The sequence below is a fragment of the Rugosimonospora africana genome (assembly GCF_016862975.1).
GTDB classification, from domain to species: domain Bacteria; phylum Actinomycetota; class Actinomycetes; order Mycobacteriales; family Micromonosporaceae; genus Rugosimonospora; species Rugosimonospora africana.
The window spans coordinates 33,006-54,971 of the sequence record NZ_BONZ01000030.1; the positions used below are offsets into that span (position 1 = coordinate 33,006).

General features: G+C 69.3%; 16 protein-coding genes. 10 read left to right on the top strand and 6 right to left on the bottom strand.

The features are described from left to right. Positions 1–28: 28 nt before the first annotated feature. From Raf01_RS15210 to Raf01_RS15220, 3 genes are all read right to left on the bottom strand, one after another. Positions 29–964, bottom strand: a complete 936-nt coding sequence (locus tag Raf01_RS15210; RefSeq protein ID WP_203918525.1) for a hypothetical protein — start codon at positions 962–964, stop codon at positions 29–31. Then, a complete protein-coding gene (locus Raf01_RS15215; RefSeq protein WP_239133629.1) occupies positions 965–1,486 on the bottom strand; it encodes a SigE family RNA polymerase sigma factor in 522 nt (173 codons plus the stop codon). A 139-nt stretch (positions 1,487–1,625) separates the two neighbouring features. Then, positions 1,626–2,729: a mechanosensitive ion channel family protein gene (locus Raf01_RS15220; RefSeq protein WP_203918526.1), complete on the bottom strand. Its 1,104-nt coding sequence runs from the start codon at positions 2,727–2,729 to the stop codon at positions 1,626–1,628. A 106-nt stretch (positions 2,730–2,835) separates the two neighbouring features. Here Raf01_RS15220 and Raf01_RS15225 point away from each other — a divergent pair, with 106 nt between their 5' ends. The 5 genes from Raf01_RS15225 to Raf01_RS15245 all read left to right on the top strand — a co-directional run bounded on the left by Raf01_RS15225 (position 2,836) and on the right by Raf01_RS15245 (position 9,066). After that, a complete protein-coding gene (locus tag Raf01_RS15225) occupies positions 2,836–3,285 on the top strand; it encodes a hypothetical protein (protein WP_203918527.1) in 450 nt (149 codons plus the stop codon). A gap of 191 nt (positions 3,286–3,476) precedes the next feature. Then, positions 3,477–5,183 carry a glycoside hydrolase family protein gene (locus Raf01_RS15230; RefSeq protein ID WP_203918528.1) on the top strand — a complete coding sequence of 569 codons (1,707 nt, stop codon included), beginning with the start codon at positions 3,477–3,479 and terminating at the stop codon, positions 5,181–5,183. Further along, the gene (locus Raf01_RS15235; protein WP_203918529.1) at positions 5,180–6,835 is read left to right on the top strand and encodes a glycoside hydrolase family protein; all 1,656 of its coding nucleotides are present in this window, start codon (positions 5,180–5,182) and stop codon (positions 6,833–6,835) included. The genes Raf01_RS15230 and Raf01_RS15235 overlap by 4 nt, the downstream gene beginning before the upstream one ends. A gap of 22 nt (positions 6,836–6,857) precedes the next feature. Then, positions 6,858–8,102, top strand: a complete 1,245-nt coding sequence (locus Raf01_RS15240; protein WP_203918530.1) for an SGNH/GDSL hydrolase family protein — start codon at positions 6,858–6,860, stop codon at positions 8,100–8,102. Positions 8,103–8,280: 178 nt separating this feature from the next. After that, a complete protein-coding gene (locus tag Raf01_RS15245) occupies positions 8,281–9,066 on the top strand; it encodes a class I SAM-dependent methyltransferase (RefSeq protein WP_203918531.1) in 786 nt (261 codons plus the stop codon). A gap of 91 nt (positions 9,067–9,157) precedes the next feature. On the opposite strand, the gene Raf01_RS15250 is transcribed toward Raf01_RS15245, so the two are convergent. The 3 genes from Raf01_RS15250 to Raf01_RS15260 all read right to left on the bottom strand — a co-directional run bounded on the left by Raf01_RS15250 (position 9,158) and on the right by Raf01_RS15260 (position 14,063). Then, complete coding sequence (locus tag Raf01_RS15250) at positions 9,158–10,519, bottom strand: beta-xylosidase (protein WP_203918532.1); 1,362 nt, start codon at positions 10,517–10,519, stop codon at positions 9,158–9,160. Between the two features lie 458 nt (positions 10,520–10,977). Continuing rightward, entirely contained in the window at positions 10,978–13,002 is a 2,025-nt protein-coding gene (locus Raf01_RS15255; RefSeq protein ID WP_203918533.1) for a glycoside hydrolase family 127 protein, read from the bottom strand. After that, positions 12,999–14,063 (bottom strand): LacI family DNA-binding transcriptional regulator, encoded by a 1,065-nt coding sequence (locus Raf01_RS15260; RefSeq protein ID WP_203918534.1) that lies wholly within the window; start codon positions 14,061–14,063, stop codon positions 12,999–13,001. Before Raf01_RS15260 ends, Raf01_RS15255 begins: the two co-directional genes overlap by 4 nt. A gap of 258 nt (positions 14,064–14,321) precedes the next feature. On the opposite strand from Raf01_RS15260, the gene Raf01_RS15265 reads away from it, so the two are divergent. The 5 genes from Raf01_RS15265 to Raf01_RS15285 all read left to right on the top strand — a co-directional run bounded on the left by Raf01_RS15265 (position 14,322) and on the right by Raf01_RS15285 (position 21,899). Then, entirely contained in the window at positions 14,322–16,304 is a 1,983-nt protein-coding gene (locus tag Raf01_RS15265; RefSeq protein ID WP_203918535.1) for a glycoside hydrolase family 127 protein, read from the top strand. Further along, positions 16,304–17,560 (top strand): sugar ABC transporter substrate-binding protein, encoded by a 1,257-nt coding sequence (locus Raf01_RS15270; protein ID WP_203918536.1) that lies wholly within the window; start codon positions 16,304–16,306, stop codon positions 17,558–17,560. The genes Raf01_RS15265 and Raf01_RS15270 overlap by 1 nt, the downstream gene beginning before the upstream one ends. 45 nt (positions 17,561–17,605) lie before the next feature. After that, complete coding sequence (locus Raf01_RS15275) at positions 17,606–18,586, top strand: carbohydrate ABC transporter permease (protein ID WP_203918537.1); 981 nt, start codon at positions 17,606–17,608, stop codon at positions 18,584–18,586. Further along, positions 18,583–19,401, top strand: a complete 819-nt coding sequence (locus tag Raf01_RS15280; protein ID WP_203918538.1) for a carbohydrate ABC transporter permease — start codon at positions 18,583–18,585, stop codon at positions 19,399–19,401. The genes Raf01_RS15275 and Raf01_RS15280 overlap by 4 nt, the downstream gene beginning before the upstream one ends. 95 nt (positions 19,402–19,496) lie before the next feature. Then, on the top strand, positions 19,497–21,899 hold the full coding sequence (locus tag Raf01_RS15285) for a LamG-like jellyroll fold domain-containing protein (protein WP_203918539.1): 2,403 nt from the start codon (positions 19,497–19,499) through the stop codon (positions 21,897–21,899). Positions 21,900–21,966: the final 67 nt, after the last annotated feature.

Sequence of the window (21,966 nt, forward strand, 5' to 3'; positions counted from 1 at the left end):
CCCCGCCGGGGCGTCCTGGATCAGGTCATCAGCGCACTGTCACCGGCGGCATCGTCACGGTCGGCTTCTCGACCCGCACCGGTGCTCCGTAACCGGACAGCTCGATGGTGACCCGGAGGTGATCGGTGTGAGGCTCGCTCCCGCGCAGCGGAGTTCCCGTCGTCGTGCGCCGGTATGCCACCGTGGCGATCCGCTTGTCAGCCCCGAGCGTGACGTCGCCGGCGAAGGCGTCGGAGATGAGCCCCGGCTCGATGCCGACGGCGGCGTCGGGGTTCTTCACCGACACCTCGAAGTGGTAGACGTTCGCGGAGGTCTGCGTGACCGTGGCCCCGGTCTGCCGTAGGACCTGGAACAGATCGTTCGAGTCGGCGGAGCCTGCGAGCGCGCCGCCCAGCGCGTCGTCGTAGTCGAGGTTCTTCGGCCTGCCGCCCTCATACCGGGCCCAGCTCACCTTCCCGGTCAGGCTGTCGGTAAAGCCGATGTACAGAACACCGTCGAGGAGCCGTTCGTGCTCGTAGCCGGCGACGTACCAGGGACGCAGCCCGGTGCGCGGCGACTCGAGATAGCCGGCGGTCGTCGCCGGGTCGAAGGCGCCGGTCGTGGTCCATGCCGGAACGCTCGGGTCGACGGACGTGATCTTCACCTGGTAGCTGGTCTCCGTGCTGGCCTTGATGGCGGCGTCCAGCCGCAGCCGGGGCGAGTCGGGGCCGACCGCCACCGGCTGGCCGTGGCCGCGGTCCGGCGGAGTCGACCCGGTCGTACCGGTCGCGCCGCGAATACCGACGGTCGCGGCCGCCAGCGCCCCGACCAGACCGACGACGCCGGCCGCGTACGCGGTCCGGTGCGCGACGATACGGCGCTGGTGGCGCCGGCCGGCATCGGCCAGCACATCGCGGGTCAGCGTCAGGCCGTGGACGGCCTCCCGCATCCCAGCGGTCAGCTGTTCCTCCATGTCGGGGCTCATCTATTTGCTCCTCGTCATTTCCATTGCGTCCTTGAGCGTCCCGGCGGTCGTCAACTCACGAAGCCGGGACAGCCCCCGTGAAGCGGTCGACTTGACGGTGCCGACCGAGCACCCGAGCATCTCCGCGGCCTCAGCCTCGCTGAGCTGCTCCCAGTACCGCAGCACCAGCACCGCCCGCTGCCGTGGCGGCAGCATGGCCAGTGCCTGGATCAGCATCTGCCGCAGGAGCACCGCGTCCGTACCGTCCGTCTGGCCCGGTGGCTCGATCTCGGCCAGCACCTCCGGCCGCCGCCCGCGGCGTCGCCACTGGTCGACCGCGAGGTGGTAGAGGGTACGGCGCAGGTACCCCTCCTTGTCGCCGTTCACCCGGTTCCAGCTGCGCATCAGCCGCTCCAGCGCCGCTTGCAGCAGGTCCTCGCCAGCGGTACGACTGCCGGTCAGCAGCACCGCGGTTCCGAGTAAAGCATTGCCGCGTTCGGCGACGAGGGCGTCCAGCCCCTCGAAGCGTTTCTTCCGCCGCACAGGCTCTCTCCTTCCGTCCCCAGCAAGGACGACGGCGTCACACCGAAGGTTGACTGGAGCACGGCAGAGATTTCAGGTCACCTGGAAGAAGCTATGGACCCCGTGACGCCGTGGGTGCGCCTTCACCACCAACGAACAGTTAGCTATCCGTGGGATGAGTCGAGGCCGGCCGTGGGTGGGGCCGCGAGAGCGGTGCCGGGTCGCCCCAGCGTTCGGAGCGCTCGGCGGTCAACAGCGTCCGCGTCGGGAATGGGATCTGGATGCCGACCTGCCGGTAGTGCGTGTGCAGCCGCTTGATGAACTCGTGAGTGATCAGGTATTGGGAAGCGAACTCACTGGCCCGGAGGGTGACCGAGAAGTCGATCGAGGATTCGCCGAAGGTGTGGAAGCGGACGGTGGGTTCGTGCGTCGGCACGCCCCCGTTCACCTCGCGCATGACCTGCCGGGCGACCTCGATCGTCTCCTTCTCGACCTGGTCCAGGTCGCTGTCGTAGGCCACCCGTGCCTGCACCGGCACCGACATCTCCCGCTCGGGCTGGTTGAAGTTCGTGACGATGGCGTTGGCGACCTTGGAGTTCGGCACCATGATCAGATTGTTGCGGATCTGGCGCACCGTCGTCTGACGCCAGCTCACGTCGACGATGTACCCCTCCTCCCCGCTGTCCAGCCTGATGTAGGCGCCGGGCTCCACTTCCTTGGACGCGAGCACGTGGATGCCCGCGAAGAGGTTGGCGAGCGTTTCTTGCAGCGCCAGGGCGACCGCGAGCCCGCCGACGCCGAGCGCGGTCAACACCGGCGTGATCGACACTCCCAGCGTCTCGAGGAGGACGAGCATCCCGAGTACGAGGATGGCCAGACGGGTGATGCTGACGAAGATGGAGGCGGACGAGGCGATGCCGACCCGTGCCTCGGTGACCGACTGGATCAGCCCACCGATCATCCGGGACAGGTACGCCGTGCTGAGTGCCACCAGCGCGATGATGAGCACGCGGCCGGCCACGTCGCGGGCCTGCCCGGTCAGCGGGAGGCTGACCGCCGCGCCCCACAGACCGGCCGCGACGGCCGCGACAAAGGTCACGTTCCGCAGCAGGTCCGCGACCAGCTCGTCGCCGGTCCACCGGGTCCGGCGCAGGCCCCGGGCCGCCCACCCGAACACGATGCGCAAGATGAGCCCGCCGACGATTCCCCCGCCGATGGCCGCGACCGCGACGAGTACCTCCCGGCCATTGATCGCCTCGGTCAACAATCCAACTCACCCCGTCCCGCCACGAAAGCCGGTCGACAGGGTATGGCGCTGAGGCTCAATGATCAAAATGGGGCCGCCGGGGCCACCGGTACTGTTTCCAGCCATGGATCTCGTGATCGATGAGAGCAGCCGGCAGGTGCGGCAGTTCGTGTGCCCGTGTTGTGACACTCATGCCGACCGGACCTGGGCCAACATCTACGACGCTGGAACAGCCCTGGCTGTCTACTACGCGAGCTGCTACCACCACAACGGCGTTCACGAGGCGTGGATCGACGCGATCCTGGGGACCTGGGGTCAGAACCAGTTCGACGATCACATCACCTTCGGATGTCGCGTCGGGCCAGTGGTGGATTCGCCGGCTCCGGCGGCGACGCTCGTCAACGGCGGCGCGGTCGCGCCCGATGACCCGATGTTCGGTCGCAAGCTCAGCCGGGAGGAGGGGATGAGCCACCCCCGGCTTCCCGAGTTCTGGCAGTTGGTGGACACGATCCTGGAACACGACGAGCTCGTACGCCGCCACATCTACGGGACAGGGCCGCAGGACGCCGAGTAGCCGCGTCCGCGGTCGGGCCGACGCGCTCTTCATCAACTCGTGTTGCGGTCGAGTAACGACGGCCCTGCCGCACCTTGCGCAACCCCATCAACCGGCCGATAGTCCTTGAAACCCGATCGAGCAACACGTGTTGATGGCCGGGCGCGCGGGTCTGGTGCGCCGACAGGCGATCGGACCGACGGAGGTGGTCGATGAAGGCGGGAGACACGCGGCGGGCGTTGGCGAAGCGCTGGCTGATCCGGCTTGCCGTACCGCTGGCGGTGGCGGCCCTCGTCGTCCCCGGGGCCGGTCCCGCCGGCGCCGCCCCGGCGCGGCACTACACCGGCACCGAGTACGACCTGGGTGGCGCGACCCGGCCGATCGACGGCCCGCAGGCCGGCGTTGACGCGCTCGCCGGCCAGATCTCCGCGTCTACCGACGCCACCCTCGCCGACCTGGCCCGGGAGCAGGCCACGCTGCCCTACAGCCGCCCGGATGCCGCCCGGCCGGGCGCCCCGCCCAGCGTGGAGACGTACCCCCGCCCGGACAGCCAAGCGGCCTCCGACCAGTACTCGACCAGCGTGTGGCAGCTCGGCCGCCGCCACGACTCGGTGACCTATACGGTGGCGGCGCGCCGCCCCGGCAACCGCGAGCTCGACACGTCGTGGACGTCGTTCTCGTTCACCGGTCCGGTGATGGTCGCCGTGCGGAAGCTGTCCGGCTCGGCGACCGGCTGCCTGGTCCGCCCGACCGCCGACGCCATCCGTCCGTGGTTCGTCGGCGACACCTGCTACTTCCTGCTGACCCGCCCGGCCAACCTCTCCGTCGAGTTCGCGCCGAACACCACGACGCCGGTACTGCATCCGATGCTCGTGTTCGCCAACCCGCCGGAAAGCGACGTGCCGTCGCCGAACGATCCGAACGTGCTCTACTTCGGCCCCGGCGTGCACTACCTCGGCCCGAACGTCACCCTGCACTCGAACGAGACCATCTACCTGGCCGGCGGGGCCTGGGTCGAGGGGGCCTTCCTCGGCATCGACGTACAGAACGTGGTCATCAAGGGGCGGGGCATCATCGACGGGCTGTTCATGGACACCGGCAACCAGGCCGAGAACAAGCAGCAGCCCGGCCTCATCGACATCCGCTGTGACAACGGCGGCGACCCGGCCCGCACCTGTGCCACGTCCCCGACCTCGCGCAACGTGCTGATCGACGGCGTGACTCTCGTCGACGGGCCGCGTTTCAACGTCCGGGCGCTGAGCGAGTACACCGTGATCCGCAACGTGAAGATCATCGGCTGGTGGATCAACACCGACGGTATTGTGGCCGGCGACAAGAGCCTGGTCGAGAACAACTTCGTCAAGGACAACGAGGATTCGCTCAAGCTGTTCTGGGGCGACAGCGTGGTGCGCGACAACGTCGTCTGGCAACTGGAGAACGGCGCGCCGTTCATGCTCAGCTGGAACATCGAGCAAGACTCGGCCAACTTCCACGTCTACGACAACGACGTGATCCATGTCGAGCAGTACAACGCGCCCACCCAGGGAGTGTTCGACTCACGGCACGCCGGCAAGGGCCACCTGCAGCGGTACCTGTTCGAGAACATCCGCGTCGAGGACGCCAGCTACCGGCTGTTCTACCTCAACGTCGAGCACAACACCTGGTACGACCCCGCGCTGGGGTACGGGAAGTTCTCCGAGCTGATCTTCCGGAACATCACCGCGCCGGCAACCTTCACGCTGCCCAGTGTCATGAACGGCATCGACGCCGATCACGGCTTCACCGACGTCGACCTGGTGGACCTGCGCCTCGGTGACACCTGTGTCACCGACGCTCCCGGCGCGAACCTCCAGCTCGACCCCGACGCCACCGACCAGATCCGGATCATGAAGTCATCCCGATGCGGAGGCCATGCATGAAGTTCCGCCGCGCCCTGTCCGCCGCCACGGCCGCTGTCACAGCCGCTGCCGTCACCGCCGCCGTACTGATCGCCGCGACCCCCGCGGCGGCTCAGGGCCACCGCACCACGTACACCGGCACCGAGTACGACCAGGGCGGGACGTCGCAACCGATCAGCGGCCAGCAGCCGGCCATCGACGCCAAGGCCGACCAGATCACGGCCACCACCGACGCGATGCTGCGCGACGTCGCCCGGCAACGGGCCACCCTGCCGTACGGGAGCATCGACTCCGACCCGCACACCAGGCCGCAGCTGACCACCTATCCGGCACCGACCGGCACCACGGCATCGGACCAGTACGCGGTGACAGTGCGCCAGGGCCTGCGCGCCACGAACTCCTTCGTCTACAAGGTGAACGCACGCAAGACCGACACCAACCGCGAGCAGGACACGTCGTGGACGTCGTTCTCGTTCGCCGGTCCGGTGCTGGTCGCGGTGCGGAAGCTGACCGGATCCGCCACCGGCTGTCTGGTCCGGCCCTCCTCGGCCGGCATCCACCCGGTGTTCGCCGGCAACACCTGCTACTTCGCGCTCACCGGCGCGGCGAACGTCTCCGTGGAGTTCACGCCGAACACGACCAACCCGGTGCCGCACCCCATGCTGGTGTTCGCCAACCCGCCCGAGACCGACGTGCCGCCGGCCACCGACCCGAACGTGCTCTACCTCGGACCCGGCGTGCACGACCTCGGTCGCGACGTCCCGCTGCACGACGGCGAGACCGTGTACGTCGCCGGCGGAGCCTGGGTCAAGGCCGCGTTCAAGGCGACCGGCGTACACAACGTTGTGTTCCGCGGCCGCGGCATCATCGACGGGCTGTTCCTCGACACCGGGGACCAGGACGCCAACAAGAACGAGCCCGGCCTGATCGACCTGGCCGACGCGAGTAACGTCGTGGTCGACGGGTTGACGTTCGTCGACGGGCCACGGTTCAACGTCCGGGTGCTGGGCAACGACATCACGGTGCACAACATCAAGGTGATGAGCTGGTGGTACAGCACCGACTGCATCTGGGCCGGCGCCGACAGCCTGGTCGAGGGCAACTTCTGCAAGGTGAACGACGACTCGCTCAAACCGATGACCGGGCCGAGCGTCATCCGCGACAACGTCGTGTGGCAGCTCGAGAACGGGGCACCGTTCATGATCAGCTGGAATGTCAAGACCGACCAGTCGAACTTCCACGTCTACGACAACGACGTCATCCACGCCGAGCACTACTGGCTGTCGCCGCAGGCGATCTTCCGGTCGCGGCACGCTTCGCCCGGGCACCTGCAGGACTACCTGTTCGAGAACATCCGGGTCGAGGACGCCAACTGGCGGCTGTTCTACATCATCCTCGAGAACAACAAGTGGTATGACCCTTCGTTGGGCTACGGTCAGATCTCCGCGCTGATATTCCGTAACATCACCGCCGAGACGCCGTTCACGATGCCCAGCGTCGTCGCCGGCATCGACCCCGACCACAGGGTGTACGACGCCAGCTTCGTCAACGTCGACCTGAACGGCACCTGTGTCTCGGACGCCGCCGGCGGCAACTTCCAGATCGACCCGGCCACCACGGACCAGATCCGGATCATGAAGGACACGCAGCATCCCTGCGGCGGCCGTCGATGAGCGCCCGACGAGGAGGCACGGCATGAACGGCAGGCATTCGTTGCGGGTGGCGGCCGTCGTGGCGGTCGTCGCCGCGGCCATCGCCGGGTCGGGCTCCACCGACGCGGTGGCCGGCCAGGACCCTGCACCGGCCGGCCCGGGGTCCGGCTGGCAGGCGTCCTGGCGCACCGCCCCGCAACCGCCCATCGCCACCGGTCCGAGCCACGACGGGTTCACCGGCCAGACCGTTCGCATGGTCATTCATCCCACCGCGGGCGGGCAGGCGGTACGCGTCAGGCTGTCCAACCTCTACGGGACGGCACCACTCCAGGTGGCCAAGGTCGCGGTGGCCACGCAGGACACCGGTCCGACGGCGGTCGCGAAGACGCAACGAGTCGTCACCTTCGACGGCAGCGATTCGGCCACGATCCCCGCCGGCGGCGAGACCGTGAGCGACGCCGTACCGTTCGCGACCCGGGCGGGCAAGAACCTCCTCGTGAGTCTCTACCTGACCGGACCCACCGGACCGACCACCTGGCACAACAAGGCGCAGGCAACCAGCTACATCTCCTCGCCCGGCGACTGGACGACCGAACCCGGAGGCTCGCCGTACCAGAGCATCACGCCGTCCTGGTTCTTCCTCGACGGACTGGACGTGCTGACCCACCCGCTCGCCCGCACCATCGTCGCCTTCGGCGACTCCATCACCGACGGGGCCTACTCGACGATCGACGCCGACCGCACCTACCCCGACTGGCTCGCCCGCAGGCTGGGCGACTACGCCGTCCTCAACGAAGGCATCGGCGGCAACCAGATCCTGACCGACACGCAGGGCGGCGGTCCGTCCGCCCTGCACCGCATCCAGCGCGACGCGTTCGAGCAGCCCGGGGTCACCGACGTCATCTTCCTCGAGGGAGTCAACGACATCGGCGCGAACGCCACCGCGCAGCAGCTCATCGACGGCATGACGCAGATCGTCGACCAGGCCCACGCGCGCTGCCTGCGCATCATCGGAGGCACGATCACACCGTTCAAGAACTCCGTCTACTACACCGACGAACACGAGAAGACCCGTGAGGCGGTCAACGCGTGGATCCGGACCAGCGGGCAGTTCGACGGGGTCGCCGACTTCGACAAGGCACTGCGGGACGGGACCGACCCGCTCGTCATCGATCCCCGCTACCACACCGTCGGCGACCTCCATCCGAACGACGCCGGCTACAAGGCCATGGCCGCCGCCGTCAACGTGCCGAAACCGGCGACCGGACCGGGCTGCACGCATGACTGAGCGGGCGGCGTTGCCGGCGAACCGCCACCGCCGCCCGTCGCCACTCCACAGTGGACTGTCCGCGCGGGCGTTGCTCAGCGCGGGCGCCGCGCGGGACGCCGCGGGGCCGCGCTGTCACAGGAGGCGGGTCGCTGGCGTCTTGTGGCAATGGTGACGATCGGAAGGACGGATCCAGGGAATGACGGCTTCCGCTGCCGGGCGAACTCCGGCGACCGCGACATACGACCGCATCGGCATCGGGTACCGCCAGATCCGCCGGCCGGACCCGCGTCTGGCCGGTTTGATCGCTGATGCTCTGGCTGGGGCGCGCACCGTCGTCAACGTCGGGGCGGGCGCCGGGTCCTACGAGCCGGCCGACTCGGACGTCACCGCGGTGGACCCGTCACAGGTCATGCTCGACCAGCATCCTGGCGACCGGAAGATCCTGGCCGGCGCGGAGGAGCTGCCCTTCGACGACGGCGCGTTCGACGCGGCGATGGCGGTGCTGACCGTGCACCACTGGGCCGACCTGCGACGCGGCCTCAGCGAACTGCGGCGCGTCTCCCGTCGGCAGGTCGTGTTCACCTGGGACCCTCAGCACCTGCCTGAGCTGTGGCTGATCGAGGAGTACCTTCCCGAGATCCGGCAGCTCGAACACGGCCGCTTCACACCCCTGTCCGTCGTGGCGGAAGCGCTCGGCGCGCACACCGTCGTTCCCTTCCCCATCCCGGCCGACTTCACCGACGGCTTCCAGATCGCCTACTGGCGGCGCCCGGAGTCCTACCTCGACCCGGTCATCCGGCGGGCCAGTTCGACGTTCGCCGACCTCCCGCCGTCCGTGACGGAGCCGGCGATCGAGAGACTGCGCGCAGACCTCGCCTCGGGGGCGTGGCAGCGCCGCCACGCGGACCTGCTGAGCCGGGAGTCCATGGACTACGGCTACCGCCTGCTCATCGCGGGTGACAGCGAGCCGGCCGGCTCGTAGGAACGGCGCCTCCCCGCCGCGCGACGTAGAGCGGCCCGGCCGGATGCCCGTGGGCGCGATGCCCACGGGCCACCGTGACGTCGAGGGGTTGTCAGGGGGTGAGGGTCACCGCGTAGGCGTCGAGAGCGTTGGTCCAGTTGATGGTGACGGTGACGGAGTTGCCGCTGACCGTCGCACGGCTGTTGGAGACCGTGGTCGGGCCGCTGACGTACGCGTTCGTGGAAGGCATGCGCTCCACCAGAACGTTCACCGAACCGCTGCCGCCGAGATATGACGGCAGGTTGGCGTACCTGAGGGTGATCGAACCGGTGGACGCCCCGGCCTTGGCTCCCAGTACGGCCACCGATCTGCGGGCACCGGAGTCCTGGAACACGATGCCGTCATGGGTGGATCCGGGGGTGATGTTCGTGCGCAGGCCGGTCTGGCTGGCGTAGCGCTGGTACACCCACCACTGTCCCATCGTCTGGTTGGCATTGGAGGTGACCAGCCAACCCATGGTGTCGTAGAGCGACGGGGTCTGGCCGACCATGCCCCAGTTGGCCCTGGCCCCGTCGCAGTTGCACCGCTCCAGCCGCGAGATGTACCAGGCCGACGGGCCAGGCTGCTGCTCCGCACCGAAGGCACCGTACTCGTTGACATCGAACCCGGAGACGCTCATGCCCCGCGCGGCCAACTCGCTGTTGAGGCTGGCGGCGTCGGCGGCCGGGTCGCCGGGCAGGTCGTGCCAGCTGAGGATGTTGGGGACGACGCCGTTGGCCTTCACGTAGTCGAGGTACGTGATGAACCACGAGTTGCTGGGGGTGCAGGCGCAGCTGGGTCCTTCGATCACGGCGCCGGGCAGGGCGGCCCGGATCTGCAGGGTGCCGCGCCTGACCATCTCCAGGTACTGCGCCTGGCTGCGGCCCCAGAAGAAGATGTTGGGCTCGTTCCACATGTCCCAGCGCACGTCGGATCCGGTCATCCCGGACGCCCTGGCGTCGCCGATGATCTGGTTGATGAAGTTGGTGTACGCGGTCCAGTTCCCGCCGTCACCCGGCCAGCTCGGTACGTTGCAGACCCCGTCGGATGCCCAGAGGGCGGCGAGGATCATCTCGACGTGCGCGCCGGACTGCTTTGCCCGGGCGTAGTAGGACTTCTCGAAGTTCCACCGCGCGGTGTAGGCGCCGTTGACCCAACCACCGTTGGGGCAGCCGATCTGTGATCCGCCGGCACGCATCTCCCTGGTCTTGATCTGGGTCTGCAACGAGACCGAGGGGGTAGTGGTGTTCTGCGACAGACCGTAGATGAAGCCGGAGGCCCGGTAGGTGGGGGTACCGCCGTACAGTGCCATGTCGACGGTCATCGCATCGGCGGCGGCGTAGGCCGCCCGCACCGGCTGGACGGCGAGGCACGCCGCCGCGAGTACGGCCAGCGCCACGCAGGTGCGAAGGCTTCTGAGGATTCGAGCTGACACGTTTACTCCTCTGACGGGAGGCGCTTGGCCCCGGCCGCCGGAGCCCGTGCGGGGATCAGGCCGGGCCGAGGAAGTGGACGAGGTGCGCCGTTGCGGGACGTGCGCCGTTGCAGGACGTGCGCCGTTGCAGGACGTGCTCCGCGGGACCGCTCGTGAGGCTTCCGGAAATTCTAGAAAATCGGTTGCCTTCGATGGAGAGAGTAGGGTCGCGGGGGTGATGCGTCAAGCACTGCCCTCGAAGCACCAAGGCAGTGAACGACTCCCGTTCTGGGCGAGCCTCACGGGGGCTACCGGGGTGGCTTCGTCCGATTGGCCGAGGGAAACAGCTCGGTTCGGGGAGAAAACTCGCGCGGCCCGTGCCGGGGACGGTCTGGATCGGCTGTGGTGGGCGGCCCGGTCTCCACCCCGCGATCGTGTTCGGCGGTTGCGGGGTCAGGTCGCGGGCGCTGGTCGCGGGGTCAGGCTCCGACCGGCAACCAGACCCGCATCATGCCGCGGTCGCGGTTGTCCCAGGCGTAGTACGGGATCGCGGTGAGCGCCACCGATGAGCCTTCCGACGGGCCTTCCGACGGGCCTTCCGGCGCGCCCGGCTCGGCGCGACCGGCGCCGCGCGACGACCCGGGCCGATCGTCGACCGGGTGGCGGGACGCGCCGTACGGCCAGGTCGACGTGCCGGTGTCCGGCTGCCGCCGCGCCGTCGCGGCGATGCTGATGACCCCGCCCAACAGGTCGTCCCGCACGTCGACCCGCATCGGCTCGTCCGGCCGCAGGCGCAGTCCGTCGAGGTGGACGCCGGCCGGCAGGTCGGTGTCCTCGACGCAGTAGACCAGCGGGCCGCGTTCGATGGCGACGCAGCCGCGGACCGCGTCGATGCGCGGGTGCGGCCAGGTCAGCCGTGGCGGCATGGCCAGGTCGAGCGTGACCCGGTCGCCGGTCCGCCAGCGCCGGCGCACGGACAGGTAACCGCCCCGAACCGGTACGTCGGCGGGGCTTCCGTTGACCTCCACCGTGGCGTCGCGGCACCACGCCGGTACCCGCAGCGCCAGCGTGCGCTGTCCGTCCGCGGCGGTGACCGTGATGGCGACCCGTCCGCTCCACGGATAGTCGGTGCGCACGTCCAGGCCCAGCGCCGCCGTGTGTACGCTGCCGTCGGCGTACTGGTGGAGCTGGATGCCCTCGGCGTCGGTCGTCGCGATGTAGTGGTCGAGGCTGGCGAGGGTACGCATCAGGTTCGGTGGGCAGCACGCGCAGCCGAACCAGGGTTTGCGGTACGGCGCCTTGTCCCCGGTCTCCATCGCGGCTCCGCGCCGGTGCAGGGTGTTGATGTAGGAAAACCGTTCGCCGCGCTCGGACACACCCGCCGCGATGACGTTGAACAGGATCCGTTCGATGTGGTCGGCGTAGACGGCCTCACCGGTGGCCAGCAACAGCCGCCAGCTCCACATCAGGTTGGCGACCCCCGCGCAGGTCTCGTTGAACGCGTGGTCGGGCGGCAACTCGTACGGCGCGCCGAACGCCTCTGTCTTGCGCCGGCAGCCCACACCGCCGGTGAGGTAGGTCTTGGTTGCCAGCGTGTGGCTCCACAGTCGGGTGAGCGCGGCGAGCAGGGTGGGGTCGCCCGTCTCCAGGTACACGTCGGTGGCGCCGGTGGCGAAGTACAGGGCCCGTACGCAGTGGCCGTCCAGCTCCCGCGCCTCGCGGATCGGCGCGTCGTCCTGGTAGTAGGCGGCACCGTAGTGGCCGGGTCCGAGCAGCCCGTACCCGCGCCGGTCGATCATCCGCGCGGCGAGGGCCAGGTACGGCCGGTGGCCGGTGAGCCGGTAGAGCTCGACCAGCGCGGTCTCGATTTCGGCGTGCCCGCACAGCCCCGGGTCCGCTCCGGTACCGAACGTGTCGACCAGATGGTCGGCGAAGCGGATCGCGACCGCCACGAGCCCGCTGTCGGCCCCGGCCCGAGCCGCGGCCACCGCGGCCTGGATCAGGTGGCCGGCACAGTACAGCTCGTGGCCCATCCGCATGTCGGAGAAGTGGTCGGTTCCGGTGCACTGGAACCAGGTGTTGAGGTACCCGCTGGGCAACTGCGCGTCGGCGACCAGGGCGGCGATCTCGGCGATGGCCTCGGTGCCGTCCTGGCCGCCGCGCTCGGTGTCCCAGGCGATGGCCTCGGCCATCTTGTAGATGTCGGAATCGGTGTACGGACGGCCGCTGTGCACGCCGGTCTGCCTGCCGGCGGCGTACCGGAAATCGTCCCACTGCCCATGGGTGCGGAGCTGCCGCATTCCGTGCCCGATGCTGTGGGCGGTGTTGACGCGCTGGCGTGCCGCCCAGAACCCGCCGTCGAGACGGAACGGCAACGGCCACAGGACGGCCGCGCCGCCGGCGCTGGGCGCCACCGGGCCGATCCGGCGCCGTTGGTCCGGGTCGGTCGCGATGACTCCGGGCGGGTCGATGCCGCGCGGTTGGTCCGGGTCGGTCGCGGTCACTCGGGCCGGGCCGATGCGATCAGCGGACCCGGCGCGGTGGACGGCTGGCTCACCACGATGGCCGTGGACTCGCGCACCACCAGGCGGCACGGCCGCGTGTGCCGGCCCGGCGAGGGGCGCCCGTTGATGGCGTCGAGCAGCAGGTCGGCGGCGGCCCGCCCGAGCCCCTCGAGATCCATGTCCAGGCTGGTCAGCGGCGGCTGGCAGGCCAGCGCCATGACATCCCAGTTGTCGAAGCCGATCAGTGCCAGGTCCTCGGGGATGCGCCGGCCGGCCACACCCAGCGTGGACGCGACCCCGCGGGCGATCTGGTCGCTGCCGCAGAACACCGCGTCCACGTCGTGCCCCATGGCCAGCAGCATGCCGGCGGCCTGGCGGCCCCACAGCTCGCTCCACTCGCCGAACATCGGCGGCGCCACCAGGGTCAGTCCGGCCTCGGCGAGAGTGTCGGCCGCGCCGGTCGCGCGTACCTGAGCGGAGTGGTGGTGCTCGGGCCCGGTGATGTGGGCGATGCGGCGCCGGCCGGTGGCGAGCAGGTGTTCGATGGCCTTGCGGGCGCCGCCCGCCTCGTCGGGCACCACCGAGCAGTCCTCGGGGTCGGTGGAGCTGATGAACGCATAGACCACCGGTACCGGCAGGGCGGCGGCGATCGGCGGCCTGGCCTGGGTGCGGCGGCCGGTCACGATGATCCCGTCGACGTTACGGCTGAGCAGGGTCTTCAGGTAGTACTGCTCGCGGATCGGGTCGTCGCGCCCGTCGCAGAGGAACACCGACATCTGCCCGGCGCCCAGCGAGTCCTCGGCACCGAGCATGACCGGGATGCTGAACCTCCCGATGCTGTCGGTGGTGATCATCCCGACCGTGTACGTGCGGCCCGTGTTGAGGGTGCGGGCGGCGGCGTTGGCGTGGAACGACAACCGCTGCGCGGCCTCCTGCACCCGCCGGCGCGTGTCGGGCCGCATGGAGCCACGTCCGTTGAGGGCCTTGGAAGCGGTGCCGACCGAGACTCCGGCGAGGGAGGCCACGTCGCTGATCGTTGCCGGCCGCTCTGGTTTTCCCACGGTTTCCTCCGTTCCAGGTTGCCGGTGCCGAGCGTACCTCAACCATCGATCCAGGCCCTCTGAGGCAACGCGGACGCATCTTGACGGGTCGATCCGGATTCACTTAGCCTCGGTTGGGCAACCGTTTTCTTAACCGCCGGGCACGGCGTCGAGAGCCCAGGTTCTTCGCACGCCGTCGCCCGGTGATGGCACGCGTCCGCAACCGTTACGCCGCAACCGTTCCCGCCGCCGTGTACCGCGACCGATGAGAGATCGCCCATGACAGAAGTTGTCTCACCGACGGCCACCGAGGGCGGCCCCGCGAACCCGACCCCGGACGCGGTCGCCGCGCTGAGGCCGCTGCGCCCCGACGGCGTGCGCCTCGACCCGGGTGGTCTGCTGGGCGGGTGGCAGGAGCGCAACGCCGCCGCCACCCTGCCGCACTGCATCGCGCAGCTGGAGGTCAGCGGCAACCTGGACAACCTGCGGCGGGTGGTGGGGCGCAGCGATCGCGACTTCACCGGCATGTGGTTCGCCGACTCGGACATCTACAAGACCCTGGAAGCGGTGGCCTGGGAGCTGGGCCGGCCGGACGGGGCGGCCCGGCAGCACCTCGGCGGCGTGCTGGACGAGTGGGCCGCGCTGCTGGCCGAGGCGCAGGACGACGACGGCTACCTCAACTCGTACTTCCAGGTGGACCGCCGGGTGCAGCAGTGGCGGGAGCTGCGGTGGAGCCACGAACTGTACTGCGCGGGACACCTGATCCAGGCGGCCGTGGCCGCCGCGAGGGTCGGCGTGGGGGAGCGGTTCGTCCGGGTGGCCCGACGCTTCGCCGACCTGATCGTGGCGCGCTTCGGCCCCGACGGGATCGAGGCGGTCTGCGGCCACCCGATCGTCGAGACCGCGCTGGTGGAGCTGTACCGGGTGACCGGGCACCGCCCGTACCTCGACCTGGCGCGGCGGTTCGTGGCACTGCGCGGTCACGGGCTGCTGGGGACCGACAAGATGGGCCGGCAGTACTACCAGGATCGCCTGCCGGTGCTGGAGGCCGAAGAGGTCACCGGCCACGCGGTGCGGCAGCTCTACCTGCTGGCCGGCGCGGTGGACGTTGCCGTGGAGACCGGCGACACGCAACTGCTGGCCGCCACCGAGCGGCTCTGGGAGTCCGCGTTCAACACCAAGACCTACCTCACCGGGGCGCACGGATCGCGGCACCGTGACGAGGCGTTCGGCGACCCGTACGAGTTGCCACCCGACCGCGCCTACGGGGAGACCTGCGCGGCCATCGCCAGTTTCCAGTGGAACTGGCGGATGCTTCTGGCCACCGGGAGGCACCGGTACGCCGACGAGATGGAACGCGTGCTCTACAACGGGATCGCGGCGGCCACCGCGCTGGACGGCACGAACTTTTTCTACTCCAATCCGTTGCAGCTGCGGGCCGGCCACGACGGATCGAATGAAGACGCTCCGTCGCGGCGGCTGCCGTGGTATTCCTGCTCCTGCTGCCCGCCGAACCTGTCCCGGCTGATGGCCTCGCTGCACAGTTACGTGGCCACGGTCGACGCCAACGGAATGCAGGTGCACCTCTACTCGACGGCGACGCTGGCAACGGCGGACGGGCCGAGCGGATCCGCCGAGGTGTCGGTGGACACCGGTTACCCGTGGACTGGCCGGATCACGCTGACCGTACGGCGCGCGCCGGCCGGACCCTGGACCCTCGCGCTGCGGATCCCCGACTGGTGCGCGGAGTACGGCCTGGACATCGACGGCCTACGGGTGGACGCCGGCACCGAGGACGGGTACCTGCGGCTGACCCGGCACTGGTCGCCGGGGACTTCCGTCGTACTCGACCTGCGGATGCCGCCCCGGATGCTCGCCGCGCACCCGCACGTGGACGCGGTACGCGGCTGTGTAGCCCTGGCTCGCGGCCCGCTGGTGTACTGCCTCGAACAGGCGGACCTGCCGCCGGACACGGCGCTGGAGGACGTCCGGCTGGACACCGCCACCGCGCCACGGGCCGACGAGCGGGACGGGTCGTCCCCGATCCCGGTCACCCTCACCGCACAGGCGACCGTCGGCGTCGCACCACCGGCGCTGTACCGCGACCACGAAACGGCCGACGCCACCGAAGCGGCGGCGCTGCCGGTGACCGCCGTGCCCTACTTCCTCTGGGGAAACCGGGAATCCGGCCCGATGCGGGTGTGGATCCCGGCCAGTCCCAGCACCGCGGATGAAGACCTCTGTCGAAAGGGAAACCTGTGATGAACGTGGTAACGAGGAGGCGGCGCGTTCTCGGAGCGAGTCTCGTCGCCGTAGCGCTGGCCGGTGGTCTGGTCGCCTGTTCGTCGTCGTCGGGCGGAGACTCCGGCTCGGAGGCAAGCGGCCCCTACACGATCTGGGACCCGTACCCGCAGTTCGACAACAGCTCCGACTGGGTGCAGTTGCTCGACAAGTGCGGCAGCGCCGCCGGTGTGACCGTCAAGCGCACCGCGTACGACACCACCGACCTGACGAACAAGGCGCTGCTCGCGGCGCAGCAGAACAACTCGCCGGACGTGCTGATCGTCGACAATCCGGTGATCTCCACGCTGGCCGACGCCGGCGTGCTCACCACCACCGGCGACACCAAGGTCGACACCTCCGCGGTCGAACCCAACCTGCTGGCGGCCGGCCAGATCGGTGGCAAGACGTACGGCATCCCGATTGGCGCGAACACGCTGGCCCTGTACTACAACAAATCCATCCTGCGGGCCGCGGGCGTGGACGCCACCACGGTGAAGGACTGGGCGTCGCTGACCGCGGCGCTGGCCAAGGCGACCGCGGCGGGGAAGAAGGGCATCACGTTCTCGGCGATCGGCACCGAGGAGGGCAGCTTCCAGTTCCTGCCGTGGTTCTGGGGCGCCGGGGCGAACCTGACGAAGCTGGACTCCGCGCAGGGCGTCGCCGCGCTGTCGCTGTGGACCGACTGGCTGAGGAAGGGGTACGCGCCGAACTCGGTCATCAACAACACGCAGACGACCAGCTGGCAGGAGTTCGCCACGGGCCAGTACGCGTTCGCCGAGAACGGCACCTGGCAGCTGGCCAACGCGAAGAAGACCGGCTTCGACTACGGCATCATCCCGATCCCGGGCCAGAACGGGGGCACCGCGCCGGCACCCACGGGTGGGGAGTTCGTCACCGTACCGGTGCAGAAGCACACCGCCCGCTACTCCACCTCGGAGAAGCTGGTGGCCTGCCTGACCAGCTCGGACAACTCCTACACCACCGACACCACACTGTCCTACATCGCACCGACCGATCCGGTACAGGCCAAGCAGGTCGCGGCGACACCCGAGCTGCGGGTGTGGGTGGACGCGGTACACGCGGCCAAGGGACGCACGAGTGACAATCTCGGCACCAAGTACCCGAAGATCTCCGAGCCGATGTGGACGGCGGTGCAGGCGGCACTGAGCGGCTCGAAGGCGCCGCAGGCGGCGCTGTCGGCGGCGCAGTCGACCGCGGCGAGCGCCACCAAGTAGACGCCCGATCGCCGTGAACGACCAATCGCCGAATCGAAGGACAGCATGAACAACACGACGCATGCGCCGGTGGCGCGGCCCGTGCGGGTCTCCGGTGAGGCGGCGCGGGCCGCCCCGCCGCGGACCGGCGGCCGGGCCGGACGGCCGCGCTCGGGGCAGTGGGCGGCCTGGGCGTTCCTCGCCCCGGTCACCGTCTACCTGGTGGTCTTCTACGCCTATCCGCTGTACCGGAACCTGGACCTGAGCCTGCGCGACTACACGGTCCGTTCGTTCGTGCAGGGCGGCGCCCCGTTCAGCGGCCTGGCCAACTATCGCAAGGTGCTCGGCGATCCGACCTTCGGTCCGGCGTTGCTGCACACCGTGGTGTTCACGCTGGTGTCCATCGCGGTCCAGTTCGCTCTCGGCCTGGCCCTCGCGGTGTTCTTCACCCAGTACTTCCGGCTGTCCGCCACGCTGCGCGCGCTGTTTCTGGTGCCCTGGCTGCTGCCGCTGATCGTGTCGGCCTCGACCTGGTCCTGGTTGCTCAACAGCGACTCCGGCCTGGTGAACTCGGTGCTGCACGGGGTGGGCGTCGCCCCGGTCAACTGGCTGACCTCCCCGCGGTGGGCGCTGGTCTCGGTGATCATCGCCAATATCTGGATCGGCATCCCGTTCAACCTCGTGGTGCTCTACAGCGGCCTGCAGACCATCTCGCCCAACCTGTACGAGGCCGCCGCGCTGGACGGCGCCAACGGATGGCAGAAGTTCTGGCGGGTCACGTTTCCGTTGCTGCGGCCGGTCTCCGCGATCACCCTGCTGCTGGGTCTGATCTACACGCTGAAGGTCTTCGACATCATCTGGATCATGACCAAGGGCGGCCCCACGGACTCCTCGACCACGTTCGCCACCTGGTCCTACCGGCTCGGCTTCGGCAACCTGCTGCCGCAGTTCGGCCCGGGAGCGGCGGTCGGCAACCTGCTCATCGTGATGGCCCTGATATTCGGGCTGGTCTACATCCGGGTACAGCGGAGGCAGCAGTCGGCATGAGAGCGAAGGCGACCTGGTGGAAGACGGCGATCGGACTTGTGCTGACCGCGTTCATGCTCTTCCCGGTGTACTGGATGGTCAACGTGTCCTTCACCCGGGACCGGGACATGCGCAAGACGCCGCCGTACTGGTTCCCCGTACACGGCACGCTGGAGGGGTACCGTGCCGTGGTCGACCAGCAACTGCCGTACCTGGGCACCAGCCTGCTGGTCGGTCTCGGGACCGTCGTGCTGACCGTGGTGCTCTCCGCGCCGGCCGGGTACTCGCTGGCCAAGCTGCGCCCGAGGGGCGGCGGCGTGCTGAGCTTCGTCCTGCTGATCGCGCAGATGATCCCCGGGGTCATCATGGCGATGGGCTTCTACGCGATCTACCTCAGCCTCGGCATCCTCGACTCGGCGGCCGGCCTGATCGTGGCGGACTCCACCATCGCGGTCCCGTTCGGGGTGCTCATCTTCACCGCGTTCATGTCCACCATCCCCGAGGAACTGGTCCAGGCCGCCCGCACCGACGGCGCCGGCACCGCGCGCACCTTCTGGTCGATCGTCATGCCGGTCAGCCGCAACGCCACCGTCACGGTCTCCCTGTTCGCGTTCCTGTGGGCCTGGTCGGACTTCGTGTTCGCCAGCACGCTGGACGGCGGCGGCACCCGTGAGCCCATCACCCTGGGCATCTACCACTACATCGGCAACAACAACCAGCAGTGGAACGCCATCATGGCCACCGCCGTGGTGGCCTCCATCCCGGCCACGGTGCTGCTGATCCTCGCCCAGCGGTACGTGTCCGCCGGCGTGACCGCCGGAGCCGTCAAGGACTGACCGTCGCGTCGTCGCGCAAAGGAGCCTCACGCATGTCTCGAACAGCCATGTCTCGAACAGCATCGCCGCGGCGCGGAGCGGCAGCCTTGTCGCTCATGCTCGCGGGCCTGGCCACGACTCTCGTCTCCGCGCCGGCACAGGCCGCGCCGGCACAGGCGGTACCGCCGCACGCCGCATCGGCAAACGCCGCGCCGGCGTCGACGCTCGTCGTGAGCACCGATCGGGTACTGCGCCCGGTCACGCACGTCGCCTCCGGCGGCCTCTACGGGCTGGCCACCGACACCGTGCCGTCCGACGATCTGGTCGAGGCCATCAAGCCGAACACGTTCGTCCAGATGGCACCCGGCGGCAAGCAGTTGCCCAACGGCGAACCCACGCCCGCCGGCGACGCGCTCGTGGTCGCTCCCGAGGCGGCGAGGGCCGGCGCCAAGGTCGTGGTCCGCATGCCCGACTGGTACCCGAACTTCCCGTACCGCTGGGTGAGCTGGGACGACTGGCTCAACGCGGTCGACACGCAGGTCAAGGCGGTCCAGGCGTCCCATGCCACCAACATCGCCGCGTACGAGCTGTGGAACGAACCCGACTGGACCTGGAACACCGCCGCGGCGGGCAGCTTCAACGACGGGTGGACGCGCACGTTCCGGGAGGTCCGCTCGCTGGACCCGACGATGCCGATCCAGGGCCCGAGCTACTCCGACAACATCGGCGGCATGCAGAGCTTCCTGCAGAACGCGGTGGCGACCGGCACCGTCCCGGACATCATCAGCTGGCACGAACTGGAGAGCTCCGGGAAGATCGCCGGTGACGTCGCCACGGTACGCAACCTGGAGGCGAGCCTCGGTATCGCCCCACGGCCGATCAGCATCGAGGAGTACGCGACCACGGCCGAGGTCGGTGTCCCGGGTTCCCTGGTCGGGTACATCTCCAAGTTCGAGCGGTACGGGATCCACGACGCCGAACTCGCGTTCTGGAACCACTACGGGACTCTCGGCGACACCCTCACCGACACGGGTGCACAGCCGAACGGCGCGTACTGGCTCTACCGCTGGTACGGCGACATGAGCGGGAACATGGTCGTCACCACCCCGCCGGCACCGACCGGTCTCGACGGCGCCGCAGCGGTGACCGGAAACAAGAAGCAGGTCAGTGCCATCTTCGGCGGCGGCAGCGGTTCAACGGCTGTGCGGGTCGACGGGCTGGACAAGCTCGCCCTCGGCGGGACGGTGCACGCCAAGCTCGAGTACACCCAGTCGTTCGGCCGCACCAATCCCGTTGCCGCGCCGATCACCATCTCCGACACCATCTACCGGGTCAAGAACGGCTCGATCACGGTGCCGGTCGCGATGAGCCCCGCGAACGGCTACCACCTGGTGATCACCAGCGGCGGCACGGCGACCGACCTGGAGAACACGTACCAGATCACCAACCTCAACAGCGGGCTCGCCCTCGACGCCCAGCCGAGGGGAATGCTGGTCGATCAGGCCGCGGTCTCGGGTCGTACGAGTCAGCGATGGAGGCTCGTGTCCGCCGGCTCCGGCCTGTACCAGGTTGTCAACGGGGCGAACGGCCTCGTACTCGGGCTGAAGGACGCTTCGACCGGCAACGGTGCCCCGGCGGTCGTGGAGAGAGCCACCGGCGCCAACGACCAACTCTGGCAGGTCGTACCCGACGGCAAGGGCCACGACAAGCTCGTGAGCTACGACAGCGGTCAGGTGCTGGCTGTCGACGGCGCGAGCAAGGACGCCGGCGCCCGGATCGTCCAGTGGGACGACGGCAGCGTCACGTCCGACACCGCCGTCGTCTGGAGCACCGGCAGGATCGGCAACGCGCTCGAGCTGTCCGGCGACAACGAGTACGTGACCGTTCCGCAGGGCGCGGTGAGCGGACTGACCGGCGACTTCACGGTCTCGGCGTGGGTCGACCCGACGAAAGACACCACCTGGCAGCGATTGTTCGACTTCGGTACCGGCACGTCGAACTACATGTTCCTGACGCTCAACAAGGGCACCGGGCTGAGATTCGCGATCACCACCAACGGGGGCGGTGCGGAGCAGCAGATCAGCTCCACCACCTCGCTGCCGCTCAACACCTGGTCGCTCGTGACGGTGACCGTCTCGGGCACCACCGGCACGCTCTACGTCAACGGTCAGGTCGTGGGTACCAACCCGAATGTCACGCTGCACCCGTCCGACCTGGGCAACACCAACCAGAACTGGATCGGGCGGTCGCAGTACCCGGGCGACCCGTACCTGGCCGCCGCCGTCGACGACTTCACCGTGTACGGCCGCGCGCTGACCGCGGCCGACGTGGCCGCCCTCGCCTCCGGGCAGGTGGGCGCGGGCGACGTGCTGCATTACCCGTTCGACGAGGCGACCGGAGCGACCGCCGCGGATTCCTCGGGTAACGGGCGTGACGCGACCATCGTCACCACTCCGCGGGCCGCTACCAGTGACGCCAGCACCCCAGACCACTTCTGGACCCTGACGCCGCGACGCTGACTCCGCACGGTTCGTCCCGTCCGGGCCGGGGCGGGACGAATCGGCGGCGATGCCCGCTTCGGTCACC